Source organism: Paenibacillus sp. J22R98, assembly GCF_059383835.1.
In genome coordinates this window covers 328,921-349,642 of the sequence record NZ_JBXENW010000002.1, presented here as the reverse complement: position 1 = coordinate 349,642, position 20,722 = coordinate 328,921, and the positions used below count along the sequence as shown (strand labels likewise).

17 protein-coding genes are annotated in these 20,722 nt (G+C 48.8%); 4 read left to right on the top strand and 13 right to left on the bottom strand.

Annotated features, from left to right (window positions below):
• Positions 1 to 111 precede the first annotated feature (111 nt).
• From sigV to AC50Y3_RS07200, 3 genes are all read left to right on the top strand, one after another.
• Positions 112 to 627, top strand: a complete 516-nt coding sequence (gene sigV / locus AC50Y3_RS07210; protein WP_494818094.1) for an RNA polymerase sigma factor SigV — start codon at positions 112 to 114, stop codon at positions 625 to 627.
• Positions 620 to 1,498 carry an anti-sigma-V factor RsiV gene (gene rsiV / locus AC50Y3_RS07205; protein ID WP_494818093.1) on the top strand — a complete coding sequence of 293 codons (879 nt, stop codon included), beginning with the start codon at positions 620 to 622 and terminating at the stop codon, positions 1,496 to 1,498. The genes sigV and rsiV overlap by 8 nt, the downstream gene beginning before the upstream one ends.
• A gap of 90 nt (positions 1,499 to 1,588) precedes the next feature.
• Positions 1,589 to 2,563 carry a stalk domain-containing protein gene (locus AC50Y3_RS07200; RefSeq protein ID WP_494818092.1) on the top strand — a complete coding sequence of 325 codons (975 nt, stop codon included), beginning with the start codon at positions 1,589 to 1,591 and terminating at the stop codon, positions 2,561 to 2,563.
• Between the two features lie 67 nt (positions 2,564 to 2,630).
• Here the strand turns inward: AC50Y3_RS07200 and AC50Y3_RS07195 are convergent, their stop codons facing one another.
• From AC50Y3_RS07195 to AC50Y3_RS07150, 10 genes are all read right to left on the bottom strand, one after another.
• Positions 2,631 to 4,991 carry an immune inhibitor A domain-containing protein gene (locus tag AC50Y3_RS07195; RefSeq protein ID WP_494818091.1) on the bottom strand — a complete coding sequence of 787 codons (2,361 nt, stop codon included), beginning with the start codon at positions 4,989 to 4,991 and terminating at the stop codon, positions 2,631 to 2,633.
• Positions 4,992 to 5,336: 345 nt separating this feature from the next.
• A complete protein-coding gene (locus AC50Y3_RS07190; RefSeq protein WP_494818090.1) occupies positions 5,337 to 6,146 on the bottom strand; it encodes a pyruvate, water dikinase regulatory protein in 810 nt (269 codons plus the stop codon).
• A gap of 14 nt (positions 6,147 to 6,160) precedes the next feature.
• Positions 6,161 to 6,823 (bottom strand): helix-turn-helix transcriptional regulator, encoded by a 663-nt coding sequence (locus tag AC50Y3_RS07185; protein WP_494818089.1) that lies wholly within the window; start codon positions 6,821 to 6,823, stop codon positions 6,161 to 6,163.
• 42 nt (positions 6,824 to 6,865) lie between these two features.
• Positions 6,866 to 9,529: a pyruvate, phosphate dikinase gene (gene ppdK / locus AC50Y3_RS07180; protein ID WP_494818088.1), complete on the bottom strand. Its 2,664-nt coding sequence runs from the start codon at positions 9,527 to 9,529 to the stop codon at positions 6,866 to 6,868.
• Between the two features lie 143 nt (positions 9,530 to 9,672).
• Positions 9,673 to 10,719 carry a type I glyceraldehyde-3-phosphate dehydrogenase gene (gene gap, locus AC50Y3_RS07175; protein ID WP_494818087.1) on the bottom strand — a complete coding sequence of 349 codons (1,047 nt, stop codon included), beginning with the start codon at positions 10,717 to 10,719 and terminating at the stop codon, positions 9,673 to 9,675.
• Positions 10,720 to 11,093: 374 nt separating this feature from the next.
• Positions 11,094 to 12,221, bottom strand: a complete 1,128-nt coding sequence (locus tag AC50Y3_RS07170) for a GerAB/ArcD/ProY family transporter (RefSeq protein WP_494818086.1) — start codon at positions 12,219 to 12,221, stop codon at positions 11,094 to 11,096.
• Positions 12,222 to 12,246: 25 nt separating this feature from the next.
• Positions 12,247 to 12,474 (bottom strand): hypothetical protein, encoded by a 228-nt coding sequence (locus AC50Y3_RS07165; RefSeq protein ID WP_494818085.1) that lies wholly within the window; start codon positions 12,472 to 12,474, stop codon positions 12,247 to 12,249.
• 1 nt (position 12,475) lies between these two features.
• Complete coding sequence (locus tag AC50Y3_RS07160) at positions 12,476 to 13,681, bottom strand: Ger(x)C family spore germination protein (protein WP_494818084.1); 1,206 nt, start codon at positions 13,679 to 13,681, stop codon at positions 12,476 to 12,478.
• Positions 13,682 to 13,720: 39 nt separating this feature from the next.
• Positions 13,721 to 15,229: a spore germination protein gene (locus AC50Y3_RS07155; protein ID WP_494818604.1), complete on the bottom strand. Its 1,509-nt coding sequence runs from the start codon at positions 15,227 to 15,229 to the stop codon at positions 13,721 to 13,723.
• 242 nt (positions 15,230 to 15,471) lie between these two features.
• A complete protein-coding gene (locus tag AC50Y3_RS07150) occupies positions 15,472 to 15,765 on the bottom strand; it encodes a WGxxGxxG family protein (RefSeq protein WP_494818083.1) in 294 nt (97 codons plus the stop codon).
• 310 nt (positions 15,766 to 16,075) lie between these two features.
• Here AC50Y3_RS07150 and AC50Y3_RS07145 point away from each other — a divergent pair, with 310 nt between their 5' ends.
• Positions 16,076 to 16,930 (top strand): manganese catalase family protein, encoded by an 855-nt coding sequence (locus AC50Y3_RS07145; protein ID WP_494818082.1) that lies wholly within the window; start codon positions 16,076 to 16,078, stop codon positions 16,928 to 16,930.
• Positions 16,931 to 17,306: 376 nt separating this feature from the next.
• Here the strand turns inward: AC50Y3_RS07145 and AC50Y3_RS07140 are convergent, their stop codons facing one another.
• The 3 genes from AC50Y3_RS07140 to AC50Y3_RS07130 all read right to left on the bottom strand — a co-directional run bounded on the left by AC50Y3_RS07140 (position 17,307) and on the right by AC50Y3_RS07130 (position 20,523).
• The gene (locus AC50Y3_RS07140; protein ID WP_494818081.1) at positions 17,307 to 18,212 is read right to left on the bottom strand and encodes a carbohydrate ABC transporter permease; all 906 of its coding nucleotides are present in this window, start codon (positions 18,210 to 18,212) and stop codon (positions 17,307 to 17,309) included.
• Position 18,213: 1 nt separating this feature from the next.
• Positions 18,214 to 19,092, bottom strand: a complete 879-nt coding sequence (locus AC50Y3_RS07135; protein ID WP_494818080.1) for a carbohydrate ABC transporter permease — start codon at positions 19,090 to 19,092, stop codon at positions 18,214 to 18,216.
• A gap of 78 nt (positions 19,093 to 19,170) precedes the next feature.
• Positions 19,171 to 20,523, bottom strand: a complete 1,353-nt coding sequence (locus AC50Y3_RS07130) for an ABC transporter substrate-binding protein (RefSeq protein WP_494818079.1) — start codon at positions 20,521 to 20,523, stop codon at positions 19,171 to 19,173.
• Between the last annotated feature and the right edge of the window lie 199 nt (positions 20,524 to 20,722).

The window sequence follows — 20,722 nt, the reverse complement described above, 5'->3', positions numbered from 1 at the left end:
ATACTGCTCCTTATTGTTTCATTCAGTGGTAAATAATTCTGCAGCAAACTTTTTGCAGGCCTGAAACGTCATAGACTTACGTCCCTTAGCACAAAGGAGAGTTTATTCGTCATGTTTGCTTCCCCTTCTTCGAAGGAAGTGCTGCAATGCATCTTACAACACAAAGACAATGCCTATCGATTGGCCTATACATACGTCAGAAATCCCGATGATGCGCTGGACATTATTCAAGATGCCATCCAGAAAGCGTTAGCCGCCTCTAAGTCGCTCAAGGATGCGTCCCTGGCGAAAAGTTGGTTTTACCGGATTGTTATCAACGCCGCGCTGGACTTCTTGAGGAAAAAGAAAAACGCTGTCACGCTCGACGAGGAGACGCTCGAAACCTACGGATTAAGTACACAAGATACCTATCGGGATTTCGATTTGGAAAATGCGTTGAGTTTGCTCCCTCCCCTTTATCGAAGCGTAGTCGTGCTCCGTTATTTCGAAGACATGAAAATAGAAGAAATCGCCGGTGTCTTAAACGAAAACGTCAATACGATCAAGACGCGATTGTACGAAGCGCTAAAAAAACTGCGCTTGTTCATGAACGATGAAAACTTTAGTAAGGTGGATGGAAATGGATAACAAGTTGAACGAACTGAAGCGACAATATCGCGAAATTCCTATCCCCGAGGGTCTGGATGTTCTTGTAGATGATGTGATTCGCAGGCATGTCCGTAAGAAGACGATACGTATTCGATGGATCGCAGCTGCGGCTGCAATTGCGGCACTGTTTATTTCGGCTTTAAACACGAGTCCATCGTTTGCACACGCATCTTCGAAATGGCCGGTCATCGGCCCCCTTGCTAAAGTACTAACCATCCGAGAATACAAGATAGAAGAACCGACTTATAAAGCCCATATTCAAGTGCCGGTCATTGCCGATCTTGGTGACGCGAAATTAGAACAACAGTTAAACAACAAATATGCTGCCGAGAGCAAACGGCTGTACGATGAATTCATGACGGAAATGGAGGATTTGAAACAAAGCGGCGGTGGTGAAGCTGGCGTGGAAAGCGGTTATGTTGTCAAAACCGATACGGATCGCCTGTTGTCCGTTGGACGCTATGTCGCAAATACCGTAGGTTCTTCTTCCACCACGTTCAAATACGATACCGTAGACAAAGTGAACCATGTGCTCATCACGCTGCCGAGTCTCTTTAAAGACGAGCGGTACATCGCTCTCATCAGCAAAAACATTAAGGAACAAATGCTGGCGAGAATGAAACAAGACAAAAACTCGTTTTTCTGGGTTACCGGAAATGGCCAGCAAGAGTCGGACTTGAATTTCAGATCCATCGGCAAGGATCAAAACTTTTATATTAACGCGGACAACAAACTGGTCATTTCCTTCGATAAGTACGCTGTCGCCCCCGGATCGATGGGCATCGTAGAGTTCGTCATTCCAACTGAGCTATTAACCGACGTTCTGATCAATCAAGAATACGTAAAATAATACCGTATCGGGGAATGGTTCCAAACTTTTTCGTGAGGTTACCCGTCATAGCTATGTGCAGATCACAATAAGCTTACGGAGGTCATTATCATGAAGAAAAAAACCGTTATCGCTGCAGGGTTAACCGCAACCATGACGTTAGGGCTCGCGGCTGGCGTATACGCATCCGGGCAATTGACCCAAGTGAAGGCATTCTTAAATCCGTCCGTAAACATCAATGTCGGCGGCAGCCAGGTCGAATTAAAAGACGAGGACGGCTCGGCATTGACGCCGCTTGTTTATAACAACCGCACGTATTTGCCCGTTCGAAGCGTAGCCGGACAGCTCGGTTACGACGTATATTGGGAAGGGTCGTCACAGACGGCATATTTCACCCACAACAGCGAGTTTCTCGAGTACCGTATGGATGAGCAATTGATTTTGGACAAATACGGCTACTCTTTGCAAATTCCATCCTCGTTTGGCGGCAAGCTCCGCCCGACCGTTTGGCCGGCGGAATCGATCGCGGACGGAATCAAGTCCGGAGCATTGTCGGCGAATGCTCTAAGCGCGATCGACTTGCTTTACTTGCCGCAAGATGCAGCATCCCCTGAAGCACGGGTTATCGCTACCGTAGAGGTTGTTGATCAAGCAAAATGGAATGCAGCGAATAGCCATGATGGAAAAGACTCGGTATTGGGAACCAAAGGCGAATACGTATATGTCCTGCGAGGCGCAAAGGAGAATCCGTTCGGAGCAGGCACTGCAGATTACGCCAGCTACAAGGAAATCGCCGAACATCTGACAGCAAGAGGATATGATTTGGTCCTCTCTCCTGCAGCATCCGCAAGTGCGGAAATCGTTTCAAAGCTAGTCGGCTCCTGGACCGAATCACGCAAAGGAACCGTGATGGAACTGACCGCGGACGGCGTCTTCTATCGTGCTGGCCAACCGGTAGGCAACTACTTGATCCTTGACTCGTCCCATATCCGTATCGTTTCGGACAGGTCCGTAAGTACGGCCGAGTTCACCGTAAACGGCGATACGCTTGAGATGGCAGGTCAAACGTTTACTCGAAACAAATAGAGCGCAAATGACAAGAAGGGTGCCTATCCTAACTGGATCGGCACCCTTCTTTATTGCTGTGTCTACATTATTTGAAAATCAAGACTTTACCGACTGTGCCATCCGCACTTTCACCCACCACGCGGAACTTTAATCCGTACGTTGGAATGTTACGTCCCGCATCGATCAGACCAGGGTTTGAGAAGTCCGCATGGTCATCAAACATTGGGTTGCGAGCAGTATAATTGTCTTTCATCGTAATGCCTAAAAGGTTCTTGTAATCTAAGAACATGGCATTTGTTTTATTTAATCCAAATGCAGCGTCATGGACTTGGTAGCGAGAAGAAGCAACTGCTTTATCGCTCCAGTTCATTGCACGCTGATCCGCATCGACAACACCTAGGAAACCGTCACCGGGGTGTGCTCCCGTCCAGTTATTGTCAAAGGTTTCATCCACATACCAAACCACTAGACCCGGGTCATAACTCATAAGACTTGCGCCGCGACGGATGTGTCCCAAAGCCGCATCCACCCCGTTATGGGATCTCCATTCTAATAGATAGTAATTTGTAGAGAAGTAAGTACCTTTGTCTTTAGCGAATCCTTGGAACGTAAACGCTGCATTTCCTTCTGCATTATCCGACAGAATCGTTTGGCCGTCAGAAGTGAGTTGGATATCGTCCACGTAGAATCCGCGTTGAGCGACATAAGGGTCTGTCCAATAGTTAAACTTAATGCTCACTTGTTTTCCTGCATAAGCACTTAAATCAAATGCAGCCGGTATCCATCCGTTTGACGTACCCGTAATCCCATGACCAGGATTTTGGTTGTTCGGGTTACTGTCCTTCGTAATGTTCCCCGGAACAGAAGTCCAAACGTTAGACCCTTCTTCTTTCACTTGAACAGATGCATAATCCCAGTCTTCTTCAATGTCGTACCAAGCTTGGAACGTTAAAGCCGGATGCGCTGCGTTTGCCAGGTTAACCGTCGCCGTCATCGAATGTTCCATATCATTTCCTGAACCACTATAATATTCATAGGTTCCGCTTGATGGAACGTTCACGTGATTTTCTTTATCCGGTAAGTTCACGCGTACCGCGTCATGGTTGGTTCCTTTAGTGGAGGCTTCATCCAAGAGAACCGTGGTTCCCGCGCTCGTTACATCATTCGCGTGAATAGTGGTTCCGCTAAGCCAGTTTCCACCATGTAAATTCTGTAATAGTTCTTTATCATACGGACTAAATCCCGATGGTTCTGTACCTGGAACGGCTCCCGCCCAGCTTCCTGCAGACATGATGGACCAATACGCGACTGGCTCGCCAGCACCGGTGTATTGCGTGTCATATTCATCCGGAAGGCCTAAATCGTGACCGAATTCATGAGAGAAAACACCTGCAGCTCCGTCTTCCGGTTCAATCGTGTAATCCCAGGCACCTAACAATCCTCCAAAGCGATTGCTGTTGGATTTTCCACCGGGAACCGCGACTGGACCCGCAGCAAGTTTCGAGCGGTGTGACCAAATCGCATCCAAGCTTAAGCTTCCGCCACCCGCTTCTTCACCTACTCCGGAGTGAATGACCATTAAATGGTCTATGATGCCGTCCGGCTCATTGTAGATGCCGTTTCCGTTGTAATCGTCGCGATCCCATGCATCGTAATCGGCTAAGTTGATGGAAGGATCTTGAGCGGCTTTTTTCAACGCTTCTTTCACCAGGCCTCTGGCGTTAATGTCGTCGCCGTTTGGCGTTGGATAGTTCGCTCCGTAGTAGGCAGCCGGATAATCGGCTGTGTACCAGCCCGCTACCGTTCCTTCTACGGTGTAGCTTCCACCCGATTGGGCTTCATAGTATTGCTTCATGGAAATCATATGTTCGCCATTTGGCCCTGTATAGCCATTTGGTCCGAAAATCATAGTTTGGAAATGTTCATGCGTATAATCTTCATAAAACATATCCGTTTCTTCTTTCGTAATGGAGCTTTTCGGGTAATTCGGGAAATCGATCGCTAGAACGAGTACTTTATCCGTACGGACACCGCCGTTATAGACTTCTGCTTCAACGGAGTCGACCGTCGTTTTTTTGGCTTGCCCTAATTTATTCCCTTTGCCGTTCACCAATCCATTAGCGTTTGAATTCGATTTGTCTTTCAGCACTTCCAGAACATCGGAGTCGAATCCTTTTGGTTTCGCTGCATGATTTTTCGCTTTCAAAAAAGCCGTCAACGCTATCTCGGCTTCCGCAGGACTTGCATCCTTTCCGATTTTCCCTTGCTTTTTTAACATCTCAATCAGTCTTTCGTCATTGGCCACTCCTAAATCGGTCGTTGTCCATTCCTGAATTGCTGCATTCGCTACCTGTTTATCCGCAGGAGTACCGACGTTTAATAAAGTGCTCGCCACAATGGCACTGGCGGAGATACCGGAAAGCAATTTCCATCCTGTTTTGGGCAATTCTATTACCCCCTAGTTATATGAAATAGACTTCACCGTTAGTATACAGTAGACGTATTGTAGAAAAGTGCCGCGTTATGTCGAATAAAAATCCCCCAATTATGCTTCACCGTAACGGCTCCATTAGTGGAACTCCCTATAAAACGAACAAATTAGGTTAGAAAGACAACCAAATTCCCCCAACCTATTCCTCTGAATTTATGTCTCCGGGCGGAAGACGCAGCAATTAAACTGTGGTGGATGCGATTGATGCCTATTTGTTCAAGCCTCAAGAACTATCGTATTGGGACTATGCCCAATAAAAAAGCGCCGTTGCATTCGCAACAGCGCCTAAGATTTTTCGTATTAAAATGCCAAAATCTCATCCACAATCTTCCCGGCTGTCTCTTCAATTGCCCGCTCCGTCACGTCCAGAACGGTGCACCCCAATCTACGGAATGCAGCTTCCGCATACTCCAGTTCATCGTTCACTCGTTTAAGCGAAGTGTACGCTGCACCTTCGGGCAGCCCCAATGCTTTCAGCCGTTCCTCGCGAATCTTTACCAGACTCTCCGGTTTCATGGTTAACCCGATGAATTTACAATTCCGCAATTCAAACAGCAATTGCGGAGGCTTCAATTCCGGTACGATCGGGTAGTTCGCCACTTTGTAGCCTTTATGTGCGAGGAAAATACTCAGCGGTGTCTTAGACGTTCTAGATACGCCGAGCAGTATAATATCTGCCTGCTCCCAGATTGTCGAAGCCTGACCGTCATCGCACTTTACGGTGTACTCGATCGCTTCCACTCTCTTGAAATATGCTTTATCCAATTGATGAAGAAGTCCGGGTTTCTCTTTCGGTGCCGAATGAAACGTATGGACAAACGCCTCCATAACCGGTCCCATGATGTCCACGGCAAATACCTTCAGGCGCAGCGACTCAAGCCGGATCATCTCTCTCAATTCGGGAAGAACGAGTGTATATACGACGAAGCTCCCGATTCGGGCAGCCTCTTCCATGATAGGGTGAATCTCATCTTCTGATTTAATATGGGCAAAGCGTTTGATGGTGACATTCTCGGCATCAAATTGGCTGAGCATCGCGCGTACAACACCATCCGCAGTATCCCCGATAGAATCCGAGACGACGAAGATCTTATTGCCTAGTTGATTCAATTTGAATCCGCCCCTTAAGTTTGGTCCGCAATGACGTCGTACAGCAATTTCATCACGGTCGTCTTCGTAATTCTACCAACCACCTCAACTTTGGGCGGTCCTTCAGAAGATTGGATCGGCAATACGACAGGCAGGCCGTCCACTTCGTGCATGATCATTTTGCGCATGGCTTCGCGGACAGAATCCTCCGGCGACACCGTGACGATGTTCGGATAGCGGGTCATAACCATACCGAGCAGAACATTCGATGCTTGTGGATTGCCCACTGTCACCTTCAATAGATCTTTGCGCGACACAATTCCCTCCAGCGCACCGGAGCTATCAACGATAGTGAGACTGCCGACATTCTCGAGAAACAGCGTTACAACGGCATCATTCACGGTTGCGTTTCCACGAAGAACGATTGGAATACCCATTACTTCTTTGACCGGCCGATGCGTGATGTCGGACATCCCTGACTCCGGCTTTAACAACGTACTTCCTATAAAATAACCGACTTTAGGCTTGGCGTCGATAACCCCCAGCATACTGAGCAGCACGAGATCGGATCTAATGGAGGGACGGGTAACTCCGAGATATTCGGCGATTTGCTCTCCGGTAATCGGAGCCCGTTTCTGAATCAACTCCATAATTTCCAATTGACGAGGTGACAATTCGATGGTAGTTCCCTCCCGCATAAACATTCTATTCTCCCTATTGTAACCGATCTGGTACCCAGATCACACCGCTGTAACTGCCTTTAATCGTTCTGTCCGCTCCTTTTGTTCGATCTCTGCTTGGGCCGCCGCAATTCGGGCCATCGGAATCCGGTATGGCGAGCAACTGACGTAATCCAGTCCGATTTCATGGCAAAATGCGATCGACGCTTTTTCGCCACCATGTTCGCCGCATATACCGGTCTTGAGCAAAGGTTTCAAGGAACGTCCCGCAGTGACCGCCATTTCAATCAATTGGCCGACTCCTTCTGTATCCAGCGACTGGAACGGGTTATGCTGCAGGATCTTCTGATCCAAATAATGCGTCAGAAATTTCCCTTCCGCGTCATCGCGGCTGTAGCCGAAGGTCATCTGCGTCAAATCGTTGGTGCCGAACGAGAAAAAGTCTGCGTGAGCGGCGATCCGGCGGGCGGTCAGAGCGGCACGAGGCACTTCGATCATCGTACCTACCTTGTAGTTGCAAGCTCTAGCTTGCATAACCCGTTCCGCAACCTGATCCACCCGTTTGCGCAATCGTTCTAATTCGGAAGCGTGACCCACAAGCGGAATCATGATTTCAGGAATGACAGACACCCCTCTGTCCATGCAGGCAGATGCCGCATTGAAAATGGCTTCAATTTGCATGTCATAGATCTCCGGATAAATAATGCCTAATCGACATCCCCTTTGGCCAAGCATCGGATTGGATTCATGAAGCGAGTGCACTTTACGGATCATTTGTGCCAACAAGGCCTGTTCTTCTAATGAAACGGAGTCATCCAGCTTGCGCTGCAGCTCGCTTACTTTGGGAAGAAACTCGTGCAGCGGCGGATCAAGAAGTCGTATCGTGACGGAAAGTCCGTCCATGGCTTGAAAGATGCCCTCGAAATCGGATTGCTGCATCGGCAGCAGCTGAGTCAGAGCTGCTTTACGTTCATCCGTTGTATCCGCCATGATCATCCTTTGCATGGCCGTCAGACGAGAAGGAGCAAAGAACATATGCTCCGTCCGGCACAAGCCGATGCCCTCAGCGCCAAAGCCGCGAGCCGTCTGGGCATCTTCCGGATTATCGGCATTGGCATAGACGCGTAATTTGCGGATTTCATCCGCCCACTCGAGAATTTGAAGCAGCTCTGACGTCGCAGCTGCGTCTTGAAGCGGAATAGCGCCTAAGATTACTCTGCCGCTTGCACCATCTAAGGTGATCCATTCTCCCTCTTCAACAATACGATCGCCAGCAAACATTCGCCGTGTCTCCAAGTCAATTCGCACGCCTTCGCAACCGCATACGCACGGCTTGCCCATCCCTCGCGCTACAACCGCGGCATGACTGGTCATCCCACCGCGGCCGGTGAGGACGCCTTCCGCCGCCAATACCCCATGAATGTCTTCCGGCGTTGTCTCCGGTCGAATTAAGATCACTTGCTTACCATAGCCACTCCATTCGGCTGCTGTATCTGCATCGAATGCCACGACTCCGATCGCGGCACCGGGCGAAGCCGGCAATCCTGTCGCCAATATATCAAGCACCTTGCTTTCATCGATTCCCCTGTGAAGCAGCTGATCGAGGTGGGAAACTTCGATTCTTTGCAGCGCCTCCTCGCGGCTAATTAAGCCTTCCTTCACAAAATCAACTGCCAGCTTCATTGCCGCCTGAGCATTTCGCTTGCCATTTCTCGTTTGCAGCACATACAGTTTCCCGTTCTCAACGGTGAATTCAATATCCTGCATATCCTTGTAGTGCTGCTCCAATTGCATGCATACCTGAGCCAGCTGTTCATAGATTTCCGGCATCGCGACCTTCAGTGTCTCGATGGGATAAGGCGTTCTGACGCCGGCAACCACGTCTTCTCCCTGTGCATTGACGAGGTATTCGCCGAACAGCTCATTGTCCCCGGTCGAAGGATTGCGAGTGAACACTACACCGGTGCCGCAGTCATCGCCTTTATTGCCGAAAACCATGCTCTGCACATTGACGGCCGTCCCTTGATCATCGGGGATCTGGTTGATTTTGCGATATATTTGCGCCCTGTTGTTGTTCCACGATTTGAAAACAGCTTCCACGGCCATTTTCAATTGCTCGTGTACTTGCTGGGGGAACTCTCGGCCTGTCTTCCTCTTTATGCACGACTTGTATTCATCTACCAGACCGCGCCAACCTTCAGGCGTCACATCTTGATCCAGCTCGACACCGGCATTTCTCTTCAATCGATGGAGGAGACTTTCAAAGTGATAGGACTCCATTCCGAGCACGACGCTGCCAAACATTTGGATTAATCGCCGGTAGCAGTCGTAGGCAAATCGTTCATTACCGGTTAATACAGCCAAGCCTTGCACGGTTTCATCGTTCAATCCCAAATTCAGAATGGTATCCATCATACCCGGCATAGAGGTAACAGAGCCTGATCGAACTGAAACAAGCAGAGCATGGACGGGATCGCCAAATTTTTGACCGGTATCGGCTTCAAGTCCAGTAAGTGCAGATTGTATTTGCGCTAGGAGATCGTCCGTCATTCGGTTTCCCGATTGAAAGAAAGCATGGCTGGCTTCGGTGGTAATCGTAAAGCCCTGTGGAACTGGTAAGCCGGAACGTGTCATCTCCGCCAGATTCGCGCCTTTGCCGCCGAGCATTGCTTTCATTTTCGCATTTCCTTCTGAGAATCCATACACCATTTTCGATGTCGACATTAGTGGTTGCTCGCCTTGTTTATTTAAGGTGCATGGCTCCTTGCCACAAACCGAATAGAATTTTCTATAGCGGTTGGTCGGCAGCGTAGCTATTACCTCGTTACAAATTTTGCATAGTATAATTCCCAGCTCGTTCTTCGGCGTTATATTACACTGGTTATCCATACTTCCCCCTCCTCGTCATAGTTGCTTTCTTTCCCCGCGACCATACAGACCACATCGATCACACGGCTTGCATAGGCCCATTCGTTGTCGTACCAGGCCAATAATTTCACCTGGTCCTCCTGCGTCATCATGCTGAGTCCGTCAATAATGGCCGACTTCTCATTACCGATGTAGTCGGCAGATACGAGCGGCAGTTCGTTATAATCGACATAAGTACCCATTCTGCCCGCTATTGCGATTCTAATCGCTTCTTTCACTTCCTCTTCCGTAACCGATCTACTTAGTCGAACCTGAAGATCGAGCAATGAAACATCTTGAGTTGGTACCCGTACAGAAATTCCTTTCATATGAGGAGCGAGAGCAGGAAGAACATCCGTCAATGCTTTGCTGATTCCCGTTGATGTTGGAATAATCGAGTTGGTGCAAGCGCGCGCGCGCCGCAAATCCTTGTGTCCGTTGTCGAGATGGTTCTGATCGCTTGTGAATGCATGAACCGTTGTCATCCATCCACTCTTCACGCCGAAGGCTTTGTCTAAAATATGAAGGACAGGAGCCAGACAATTGGTCGTACAGGAGGCTGCGGAAATGAGTCGATGATGGACCGGATCGTAACCATCTTCATTGACGCCCATCACGATGGTGAAATCTATATCTTTGCCAGGCGATGTAATAAGCACTCTCTTAGCCCCTGCCGATAAATGCCTCTCCATCGCATGACGATCCGTAAACTTTCCGGTTGCATCAATGACGAAATCCACACCATATTGCCGCCAAGGAATGAGGTCCGGTTCCGAGTGCGAGACAACGGGGATTCGATAACCATTGATAATCAAGAACGGATCTTCAACCTGGATTTCAGCGTCCCATTTACCGTGAACGGAATCGTACTGAAGCAAATGAGCTAACGTTTCAATAGTGGCCAACGTATTGATAAGTCCAATCCTCCAAATGCCCCCATTGCGTGCTAAAGCTTTACGTAAACACAACCGGCCAATACGTCCGGTACCGCTCAAACCAATTTTCACCTGCCCAGCCACCTTTTTTGTATTGTATGTCACAATTATATGTATGACTCATATATAATGCAATAGTTAACATTAATCATTTATTATTAGTCATAATAATTTAAATAGCATGCCTATTGTGCAGAAAAAGGCCCATTCCAATTCGGAACGGGCCTTAATAGGATCATTTATGGCTTTCGATGAAATAAAGGTTTGGCTAACTCCATGATATTTTTAGTAGGTAGAAGTTTAGTAGTAGCTAATGTCATTTAATAATACAATCAAAAAACTTCACTCATACATAACAACAATGAGTGAAGCTATATTTTCACATTTTCATCTTTCAAATTGTAGATGGTTGGGGTTTTCTTTAGGAAATGCAAGTTAGCCTCTTTTTATGAGCTTTCTCCTACCCTCGGCGGAAGTGGCGTCTGCGCACGCTTCGGCTTCAATACGGAAACAATCAGTAGCAGGATTGGCATGAACAAGCCGAACGTAAGCGCGTAGAACGGCCAGATTTCAGCCGCGAACACGCGGAAATACACAATATTCGGATAGACGATGATCGATAACACGCCGAGCACGATGCTACAAGGCACGAGAAGGGGACGGTAGGTTCGTAATCGGAACAGTTGGGCCATGCCGAGCATCGAGGCATAGAAGCAGACGGCTAACTTGAAGAAGATTGTCAGAAACCAAATAATCGCCACCAATACCTCGATGCGCTGGAGAAACTCCCCGACTTGAATTTTTTTAGCCAATGTATAGCTGGGAAAGGTATGGCGGGCCGTGAAGTCCCACCCGAGGACGAACACGCATAGGATCGTCACGGTGATGATGATCAAACCGCCGAGGAGTCCTCCCCTCATAAAGGCTGAGCGGATTTTCTTCGGTTTATTGACGTACGGATAGACCATCAGTAAGACGACGAGTTCCAAGTAGGGAATGCTCAGGACCGACAAGCTTCCGTGGATAATCCCTTTGGCTCCGGTTTCAAACAACGGCTGTATGCGGTCAATTTGGACTTGAGGAATCAGGAACACGATCAACACGACGATCATCAAGACGATCCACGGCAGGAAAATTTCCGACGAACGCGCAATGACTTCCAAGCCCAAGCTCACGCCCATGACGGTGGCAAGCAGGAACAGGGCATGCACGACTTGAATCGGCGTCTCGGGCATGACGATGGTCGTAATGAAGTCGCCCACGTTCCGAAGCACCAATGCCGACAGGATAAAAAAATAGGTTAGTAAGAGCGCGCAGGCGATCTTGCCCAGCCATTTGCCTAGAATGGTTTCGGTATATTGCATTAAAGATTGGTCAGGGTATCTCGAACCCAATATGCTGTAGAGCACAATGACCGCCATGCCGCCGACAACCCCGGCAATGGCGGCGAGCCATCCATCCTGCTTGGCGACAGAAGTCAGCGCGGATGGCACGATTAGAATGGTGCTGCCTAAACAGAACAAAAGCGTAAGGATCGAAAATTGTCGCGGGTTGATTTTGCCTTTCTCGATCATTTCACCGAGACCTTCTTTCCGGGTGTTATTCAAGGGTGGACAGAATGGCCCTGCTCATCGGCTTGTACAGCGCTGTGATCCAATCAAGCGGGTTCGGGATGGGCATATGTAGGTTTTCGGCAACGCTGAGCAGCATGCCGAACAACAGCAAGAACGTAAAGAGCCAAAGCTCCTTGAATTGTCCGGCGCGTTTGAGCCGCGGGTACTCGTAGACCGCGACGCTCGTGAGGATGATCAAGATGATCCATAACAACTCATTCCTCCTCCATTCTCTTAAGGAAGGACTGCACAACAGAACCGGTGCGGCGGATTTTCGCGTCTACCGTCAGATGCACAGGCAGATGGACGAACTCGTCTTCCCAGTGGTCCTCCAGACGGTGCCATACTCTGTAATCGGCCCGATGAATTGCGGATCCGAAACCGAATATGTCCGCTTTATAAGCTTTAGCCCGCTTGACGGAGGATGCCATGCTCGCCTTGATTTCATCGCTTAATTCCTTCTCGAGCAACGCGATGGCCTCGTTCGTGCCCAAATCCATGTTGCACTCCACCTCTCCTATATTGCCTTCCGCCCTGACGGTCACTTGGATTTCCGGATGTCCGTTCACAATTTTCCCTTTGATCTTGTGAGTCGCATGAATCAATTCAATCGCCAGATCGTCGCCTTTCGGACACGGAAGCCGGACGATTGTGCTTTGGATGTTTCCTCGAATGTAGTTATAGCCTTTGCTTTGTTTATCGCTCAGCCATCCCACGAGCTTATCCTTGCGGAACACGGCGAGATTCTCGTATTTCAGTAGTGTTTGCGGACTCACGTTATCCAAGTTGGATTTGGATTCTCCTTGCTTAATGTCGCCAATGATGCGGACGCCGGGCAGGACGGGATCCTTGCCTGGGTCAACTAATTCATAGATCAGCTGGTGCAGGTCGACTGTGGACGTCACTCCCCAGCTTCGCTCGGAAGCCTCGAGCGAGGAGAACAGTTTATCGGTCGGAATTTTTTCCAGCGGCGTCAAAATTTTCAGCACGTCGTTCGCGGGACCTCCCTTTGCTACGACGATGTAGAAATCCGTCCGTAATTCATGGTCACGGGAGAGGGCGTCCAGCACTTTCGCGATGCCTTCCCTGGCTAGCTTCTCCCCGATGACGAGAATGCGCAAATGGGACGAATAAATCTTTCGCGGCGTCGTCGTGGTCATAGCGCGAATCGATTCAAAGATCGTGTGCCCTTGGGACAACTGCACCGTAATCACGGGAACCCGTCCACCCCCGCCCTTCGAAGCGGCGATTTCCGTAGCGTTGATTAACTGAACCGATACGTTGTAATTTTCGCGGTACTTATCGAATCCGAAGGCCGTCGCAATGGAGATCTCGCTGAGCTCTTTTCGATTCCAGCATCCGGTCAACGCCGAAGACATCAGGAGCAGAAGCGCAGACAACAGCAATTTGCGCAGTAGCATGGCTTGAATCATCGCCTTTCAGAATCTGTAAAGGTGCCGCTATGGCGCAGGTTTTTGCGGAGGACGCTTCTTTTGCCGTTTCCGGTTATTCGGACTAATCATGTGCTGACGCGTTATGAACGTCCATTGTGGCAATCGGAAAATATTGTCCTTCTGATCCTCCAAGATTAACGGCGCGAACGGCGCCAGATAGGGTACGCCGAACGAACGCAGGCTGCAAAGGTGCAGTACCATGATAATGACGCCTATCAGAATGCCGTACAACCCGAAGGAAGCGGCGAGCATCATCAATACAAAGCGAGACATCCGGATCGAAATGCCCATGTTGTACGAAGGAATGACGAAATTCGAGATCGCCGTGATGGACACGACGATGACCATCGCCGGGCCGACCAAGCCCGCTTCCACCGCTGCTTGGCCGATGACGAGCGCCCCGACGATCGATACGGCCTGCCCTACCGTTCGTGGCATGCGAACGCCGGCTTCCCTGAGAATTTCGAAGGTCACTTCCATCAGAATGGCTTCGACGAACGCAGGGAACGGGATCCCTTCCCGCTGAGCCACGATGCTGATGAGGAGCGGAGTCGGAATCATTTCTTGATGAAAGGTTGTGATCGCGATGTATGCTGCCGGTCCGAACAATGCTATGAACGTGCAAACGTACCGGAGCATCCGAAGCAGCGTGCCGATGTCCGCACGTTGATAATAATCTTCAGCCGTTTGCATGAAATGCGTGAATAAGGCCGGCACGAGCAGCACGAAAGGCGTTCCGTCGACGATAATGGCCACCCGCCCCTCTAACAGGCCGCCAGCGACCGTATCTGGACGCTCTGTATTGTAGATCGTCGGAAACGGCGTATATGTCTCATCTTGAATCAACTCTTCGATGTAGCCGCTCTCCAGAATCGCATCAATGTCGATCCGATTCAACCGGAAGCGGACTTCTTCCACGATCTTGTCGTCCACGATCCCTTTTATGTACATGATGGCAACGTCCGTATGCGTCACGGAGCCGACCTGTCTCGTCTCCAGCCACAATCGGGGATCTTTGATTTTGCGCCGGATCAAAGCGGTATTCGTACGAAGAGTTTCGGAGAACCCTTCCCGCGGACCCCTGACGACCGACTGGGAGCTAGGCTCGGTCACGCCCCTGTCTCTCCACTCATTCGTACTGGCAATGATTCCTTCTGAATAACCTTCCACGAGCACCGCGGTTTCGCCAGATAAAACGCCGTGACAGAGTGCTTCAAATTTGAACGCAGCCTTGATATCGCCGATCTTGAGCATATACAATCGGATCAGTTCCAAGGGTTCGGTCACGTCTGAGAGCTGGTGAAACGCCTGCGTCTCGCCGCTGTCGGCAAGCAGCGACTCCAGCAGGTCCTTCGGGTTGGCAAGCCCGTCGACGTATACGATTGCGGCCGAATGCGGCTGCAGCTTCGTCATGATTTTAAAATTGCGAATGACAAGATCGGTACTGTTGCCAAGCAGGGACCGGATGACGCTCAAGGTGACTTCAAGCTCCGTGTTCAATTCATGCTTAGCCATGTCCTCATATATATACTGCAAGGTTAACCACCCAATTATTAACAGATTACCACCTAATATCTCCATAAACCCTATAATTCAAACTTTGACAGTCGAAGCGGTTATAGATGAGACAATACAGGAAAAAATTACTAATAAAATGATTCCTTCAAAGCCCTCGATGGTCCTTTCTTATTGCATATAAAAAGCCGCTCAATAAAGAGCGGCCAATTTCATTGCATTAGGAAATGCAAGTTTAGTGCTTAACGTGCTCCGTCGCGTTCACGATTGCGGCTTCTCATTCCTGCTAAGCCAATTAATCCAAGAAGCCCTAACCATCCCCAGTCAAAATCATTATCGTTATCAGATAATGCTGTGGCTCTGTAATTTCCTCCATTATTTAAGGATGTCGTATTGTAATTGTCATTATTGGCTCGAACCCCAGTTGATGAAATTCCGTTTCCATTTGTTGTTGTTCCTGTCGCACTTACTACCCCCATTCCAAACATCAAAGCAAAGCAACCAATAATTACAAATGTAGAAAGTGTTTTTCTCATTTACCATCACACCTTTGACTTAGATTTTACTGCTATACAAAGTTTATCCTCGATGTAATATTTTATCCGAATCCTTATATCGGCGGACTTGTGTCCACCTGATTAAATCAGAAAACCTTACGGTTTCAAAATAATCTTGATGGCTAATAATATCGGTCGGATTAAACACGTGGCAACAGTTCCGCTTGTCCGCCTGCGTATCCGCCAAAGGTTAACTCCATCTTCAAGAGCGGAGTTGGATATTAATCTTCACGGCAGGAAATTGTATCAGTAGTTCCAAATTTCCGAATTCAAGGGAGTGAAGCTCACCATGTACTACTATAAGGAAGAATTAATTAATATAATCGAACCGGACCAACCGGATCCGGCAGCTGCTAAAGTATTGCAAGAAGCGTTAGGCGGCCAGTTTGGCGAAATGAGAACCATGATGCAATACTCCTTCCAGAGCTCGAACTTCAGGGGGAAGGAAACACAATTCCGGGACTTGCTTCGCGGCGTTTTCTTAGAAGAAATTGCTCATGTCGAGCTCGTGCAGAACACGATTAATCAATTGTTGAACGGAGCCGGGCTCTCTGTTCCAGGCAATGCCGGAACGGATGCGGCCCCAATTGATGAGGCCATCAAACATGCGAATCCGCATCATTTTATTATGGGTGCCAAAGCCTCATTACCCGTTGACGCTGGCGGTAACCCTTGGAACGGATCATGGGTTTACAGCCACGGCAACTTAATTGCCGACATGCTGAACAACGTTGTCTTGGAATCGACCGGCGTCCTCCAGAAAACAAGGATCTACGAGATGAGCTCCAACAAAACGTTCCGTGAGACACTTGGATTTCTGATTGTACGAGACAATGCCCATCAAAATGCGTTTGCAAAAGCATTGGAAACGCTTGGCGTCGATTGGGGCAAAGTCTTCCCTGTTCCGAATTACGACATTAACAAATACCCCGAGTGCCGAAAATATGTAGATATGGGCTATCACAATGTCCAGTTTAATTTTAGACTTGACCCTACTCGAATCGGTGAAATTTTCTCAGGCACTACCCCAAGCCGTAATGGAGGGCAACTATCGGTCACTGAACCTCCTAAAGGCTTCCCGGTACCTCAGATGCCTGACATGCCGAATGAACATAGCCCTGGCCTTTACGATATGAGCCATTGAGCAAGGAAATATCCCATAAAAAGCCCCCGAATTGTCGGGGGCTTTCGTACCGTTTAATGCTCTTACAAATCCAAACCAAGATCAAGAATCACGTTCAGCGCACGGAGGATCATCGTTACCGACTCAGCGCGGACTTGCTGGCCCTCAATTCGGCATTGACGGTTCTACCAGTAGCCTTTTATTCCTTTAGTCATCCAGATTCTTTCGGCACTGGGTAGGGGTAAAGAAAGACCTTGGGGATTGATACCCCAAGGTCTACAAAGTTAAAAAATAAACTAGGTTGACTTCTCGAAAATCGCATCCTGTTACGCCATTTTTTTCGAGGACTCCAACTAAACTACCTGATAAAAAAAATGGATAGGGTTGATGCTCGAGACTACCCTTTGACCGCGCCGGCAGTCATGCCCTGGATCATGAAACGTTGGAAGACGATGCCAATGAACAACGTCGGAATGGCCAGCAGCACGCCGGTCGCCATGATCGCGCCCCAGTCGAATGTACGCAGGCCCATATATTCCATGACGGCGAGTGGTGCAGTCTTGATGTTTTTCCCCGTCAAGATCAGTGAGAAGAAGAAATCGTTATAGCTGAATAAGAAGGTCATAATCGCCGTTGCCGCAAGCCCAGGGGACGCAATCGGGAGAATAACTCTCAGAAACGCACTATACCAACTGCATCCGTCGATTAGTGCTGACTCGTCCAGTGCTTTCGGGATTTGCGCAAAGAAACCGAGCAGCAGCCAAATTTGGAATGGGAGAGCAAATGTCGTAATCGCAATTACCATGATGAAATAGGAATCAAGCAGCTCGAACTTCCTCGCGATAATATAGAGCGGAAGGCCAAGCACGATTGCCGGAATCATCCTTGTTATAAGAATCAGTGTTGAAAGCGTATTGGCACCTACTAGTCGAAATCTGGTTAAGGCATAGGAGCTCGTTGCACTGCAGAACAAGGTCAGTATCGTAGTTAAACAGGCAATGACGGCACTATTGAGAAACGACTTAAGGAAATCAGGATTGCTAAGTACGGTTGTGAAATTTTCCAGAGTAGGAGCAAACAGCAGCTTGGGCGGCAGGGACATCGCTTCGGTGTTTGACTTGAAAGCCGTCACAACCATCCAGACGATCGGCAGTAGTAGAAACAGGAGCATCAGCGCAACAAGCGGTACAAACAGGACAGCTTCCACTCTGCTTCTTCTGCGAATACCAGTAAATGACATACCCGCTGCTCCTAACTTGGTGCGGGGCATTACCCGCTCCTTGCCTGTCAACATCTCACTCATATCAAAATCTCAACTCCTCGTTCGTCCGGTTCATCTCGCGGATCAGTAGTGATCCAATTATCAAAATGATTGCGACGATGATAAGAGCCAGGGCAGAGCCTTTTCCGATATCGAATGCGTTGAAGGCGAGCTCATAGTCGAGGAACTGAACCGTCCGCGTCGAATTGGCTGGCCCCCCCTTTGTCAGAACGTAGATGTTGTCAAAGACACGGATGGTATCCATAATTCGGATGATGAGAATCACAAGCAGTACCGGCTTAATCGCAGGCAACGTTACATGCCAGAAAATCTGCCAACGGTTTGCGCCGTCCACCTGCGCCGACTCCACAGGATCTTGCGGCACTGCCTGGAGTGCGGCGTACATGACAAGAAAGACAAAGGGAATCGTACTCCAGATATCTACCATCGCTACGGAAATCAAAGCTGTGCGGGTATCCGAGAACCAGCCCGGGCCCTCAATGCCGAACCAGCTTAGCATATAATTTACAATGCCAAAAGTGGGTTCAAGCAGGAATTTCCAAGACAGATATACGGCGACCGGTGCGATCATCATGGGTGTCAGAACAATCCCCTGTATGGGCCGTTTCCACCGGAACGGTCGGTTAAGCAACAGTGCTAAGCCCAGACCTAACAAAATCCCTGTCGGCGCCGAGAGTAGGACAAATTTCAGCGTTACCATTAACGAGTCGTGAAACTGATCATTGGTAAGCATTTTCCTAAAGTTATCGAAACCAATAAATTCTTTGCCTGCTTGCGGTTTCATCAGGTTCCATCGAAACATGCTCGTCCAGATGACATAACCGATTGGAAACATAAAGATGGAGATAAACAATAGCAGGGTAGGTGCTAGAAACACGTAGGGAGCTGCATTTTTTCGCATAGCCCTCTCCTTTCGTTTCAACTAAAAAGGAAGCCGAGCGGTAGTAAGCCGTTCGGCTCCTGCATTTAAGTAACCATCCTACTTGTAATAACCCGCATCGTCGAGAATATCTTCAACTGTTTTCTGGAGGGCATCCAGCGTTTCCTTGGCCGGTTTGCCTGCAACAATCGAGTTAATTGCATTGCCCACCTGTGTATTAATCTGAGCCGATTCGGCGAAGGAAGGACGTTCTTGTGCCGTATTCAGCACATCCGCAGATGCAGCGAGTGTCGGGTTCAATTTGCGAAGCTCCGGATCGCTATTGACGGATTTGCTTGCAGTAGAGGTTTGTTTCGCAATTTCCCTCATTGTCTCAGGCTTCGTGAATGCGTGAATGAATTCATAGGCCGCATCCTTGTTCTTTGCGTTAGATGTAACTGAGATCCCCCAAGCTCCGAAGCGTGGAACAGAATTGCCGCTCGGACCGGCAGGAACTGGGGCTACAGCGAACTTGTCGAATATCTTACTCTTGCTCTGATCCGTGAAGGTGCCGAGATAGCCAGGCCACATAATCGTTGCGGCCACGTTACCTGAGTTGAAGGCGGCAACCGTCTCTTCGTTCTGCCAGGTTGCAACACCTTTAGGCGCAGTTTCCTTGAGGATCTTAGCGAACATTTCAGCAGATTGGACCGCTTCCGGCGTATTCAGCATCGGCTTCATGCCCTCGTCGTAGTACTTGCCGCCATACGACCAGAAGAAATAACTCCAGAAGCTCGAGGATCCTTCATCCGGTCCACCTGGATAAGCAATCCCGTAAATTCCGTCCTTTGTCAGCTTCTTCGCTGTATCTAACATTTCATCCATCGTTTTGGGTGGCTGCAGGCCGGCAGCGTCATAGAGGTCCTTCCGGTAGAAATACACCATCGCTTCTGCGGAGAAAGGGGTCATATACCATTTGCCGTCCACTTTTCCGTAGTTTTTGACGGAGTCGTAATAATCGTTCTCGTCGTAGCCGAATTTCGAGAAGAAATCATCCATCGGCTGCGCTGCCTTCGAGTTTGCCCAAAGCACGGTGTAAATACCGGGGAGAAAAACAATATCATAATCCCCACCCTGGCTTGTCATAGCCAGTTTCTGCTTGCCATCATAGGTCACCCAATCGTAAAATTCCGGTTCTAGTTTGATCCCTTTTGCTTCGAGTTCAGGTGCGATGGATTTGATGATATCCTCGGTGAAACCAGAGCTACCCAGTATACGAAGCGTAACGGGTTCACTTGTGGTTGAGGCTGTATCCGTCTTATCCGATTCGCTAGTGTTAGCCGCTGCGCCATTATTGGACTTTGCTGCGCTGTTGTCAGCATCTCCGCTGTTGTTACCTCCACTTCCACAAGCGCTCACCAATGTAAGAATCATCAGCATCGAGAAAATCAGCTTCTTTTTACCGGTTAGCAATCATAATCCCCCCAAAGTTAATTTACAGCAGAGCTGCAACAATAACTTGTGTAAGCGCTTACCACTGTTACTTCTATGTTAGCCTTGAGCGCAGATTGGCACAATGCGGTATCCTTTTGATTTACTCCAAATTCTTATTAGCTTTTTTGTCACCGATCAGATGTGGACCTAAACAGATCATAAAGCTCCGAATTCTTTC

Excerpts from the sequence above, each read along its gene's own strand:
- sigV (WP_494818094.1), top strand. The coding sequence starts at position 112 with ATGTTTGCTTCCCCTTCTTCGAAGGAAGTGCTGCAATGCATCTTACAA.
- rsiV (WP_494818093.1), top strand. The coding sequence starts at position 620 with ATGGATAACAAGTTGAACGAACTGAAGCGACAATATCGCGAAATTCCT.
- AC50Y3_RS07200 (WP_494818092.1), top strand. The coding sequence starts at position 1,589 with ATGAAGAAAAAAACCGTTATCGCTGCAGGGTTAACCGCAACCATGACG.
- AC50Y3_RS07185 (WP_494818089.1), bottom strand. The coding sequence starts at position 6,823 with ATGCGGGAGGGAACTACCATCGAATTGTCACCTCGTCAATTGGAAATT.
- ppdK (WP_494818088.1), bottom strand. The coding sequence starts at position 9,529 with ATGTCGACATCGAAAATGGTGTATGGATTCTCAGAAGGAAATGCGAAA.
- AC50Y3_RS07170 (WP_494818086.1), bottom strand. The coding sequence starts at position 12,221 with ATGATCGAGAAAGGCAAAATCAACCCGCGACAATTTTCGATCCTTACG.
- AC50Y3_RS07160 (WP_494818084.1), bottom strand. The coding sequence starts at position 13,681 with ATGCTACTGCGCAAATTGCTGTTGTCTGCGCTTCTGCTCCTGATGTCT.
- AC50Y3_RS07155 (WP_494818604.1), bottom strand. The coding sequence starts at position 15,229 with ATGGCTAAGCATGAATTGAACACGGAGCTTGAAGTCACCTTGAGCGTC.
- AC50Y3_RS07150 (WP_494818083.1), bottom strand. The coding sequence starts at position 15,765 with ATGAGAAAAACACTTTCTACATTTGTAATTATTGGTTGCTTTGCTTTG.
- AC50Y3_RS07145 (WP_494818082.1), top strand. The coding sequence starts at position 16,076 with ATGTACTACTATAAGGAAGAATTAATTAATATAATCGAACCGGACCAA.
- AC50Y3_RS07140 (WP_494818081.1), bottom strand. The coding sequence starts at position 18,212 with ATGAGTGAGATGTTGACAGGCAAGGAGCGGGTAATGCCCCGCACCAAG.
- AC50Y3_RS07135 (WP_494818080.1), bottom strand. The coding sequence starts at position 19,092 with ATGCGAAAAAATGCAGCTCCCTACGTGTTTCTAGCACCTACCCTGCTA.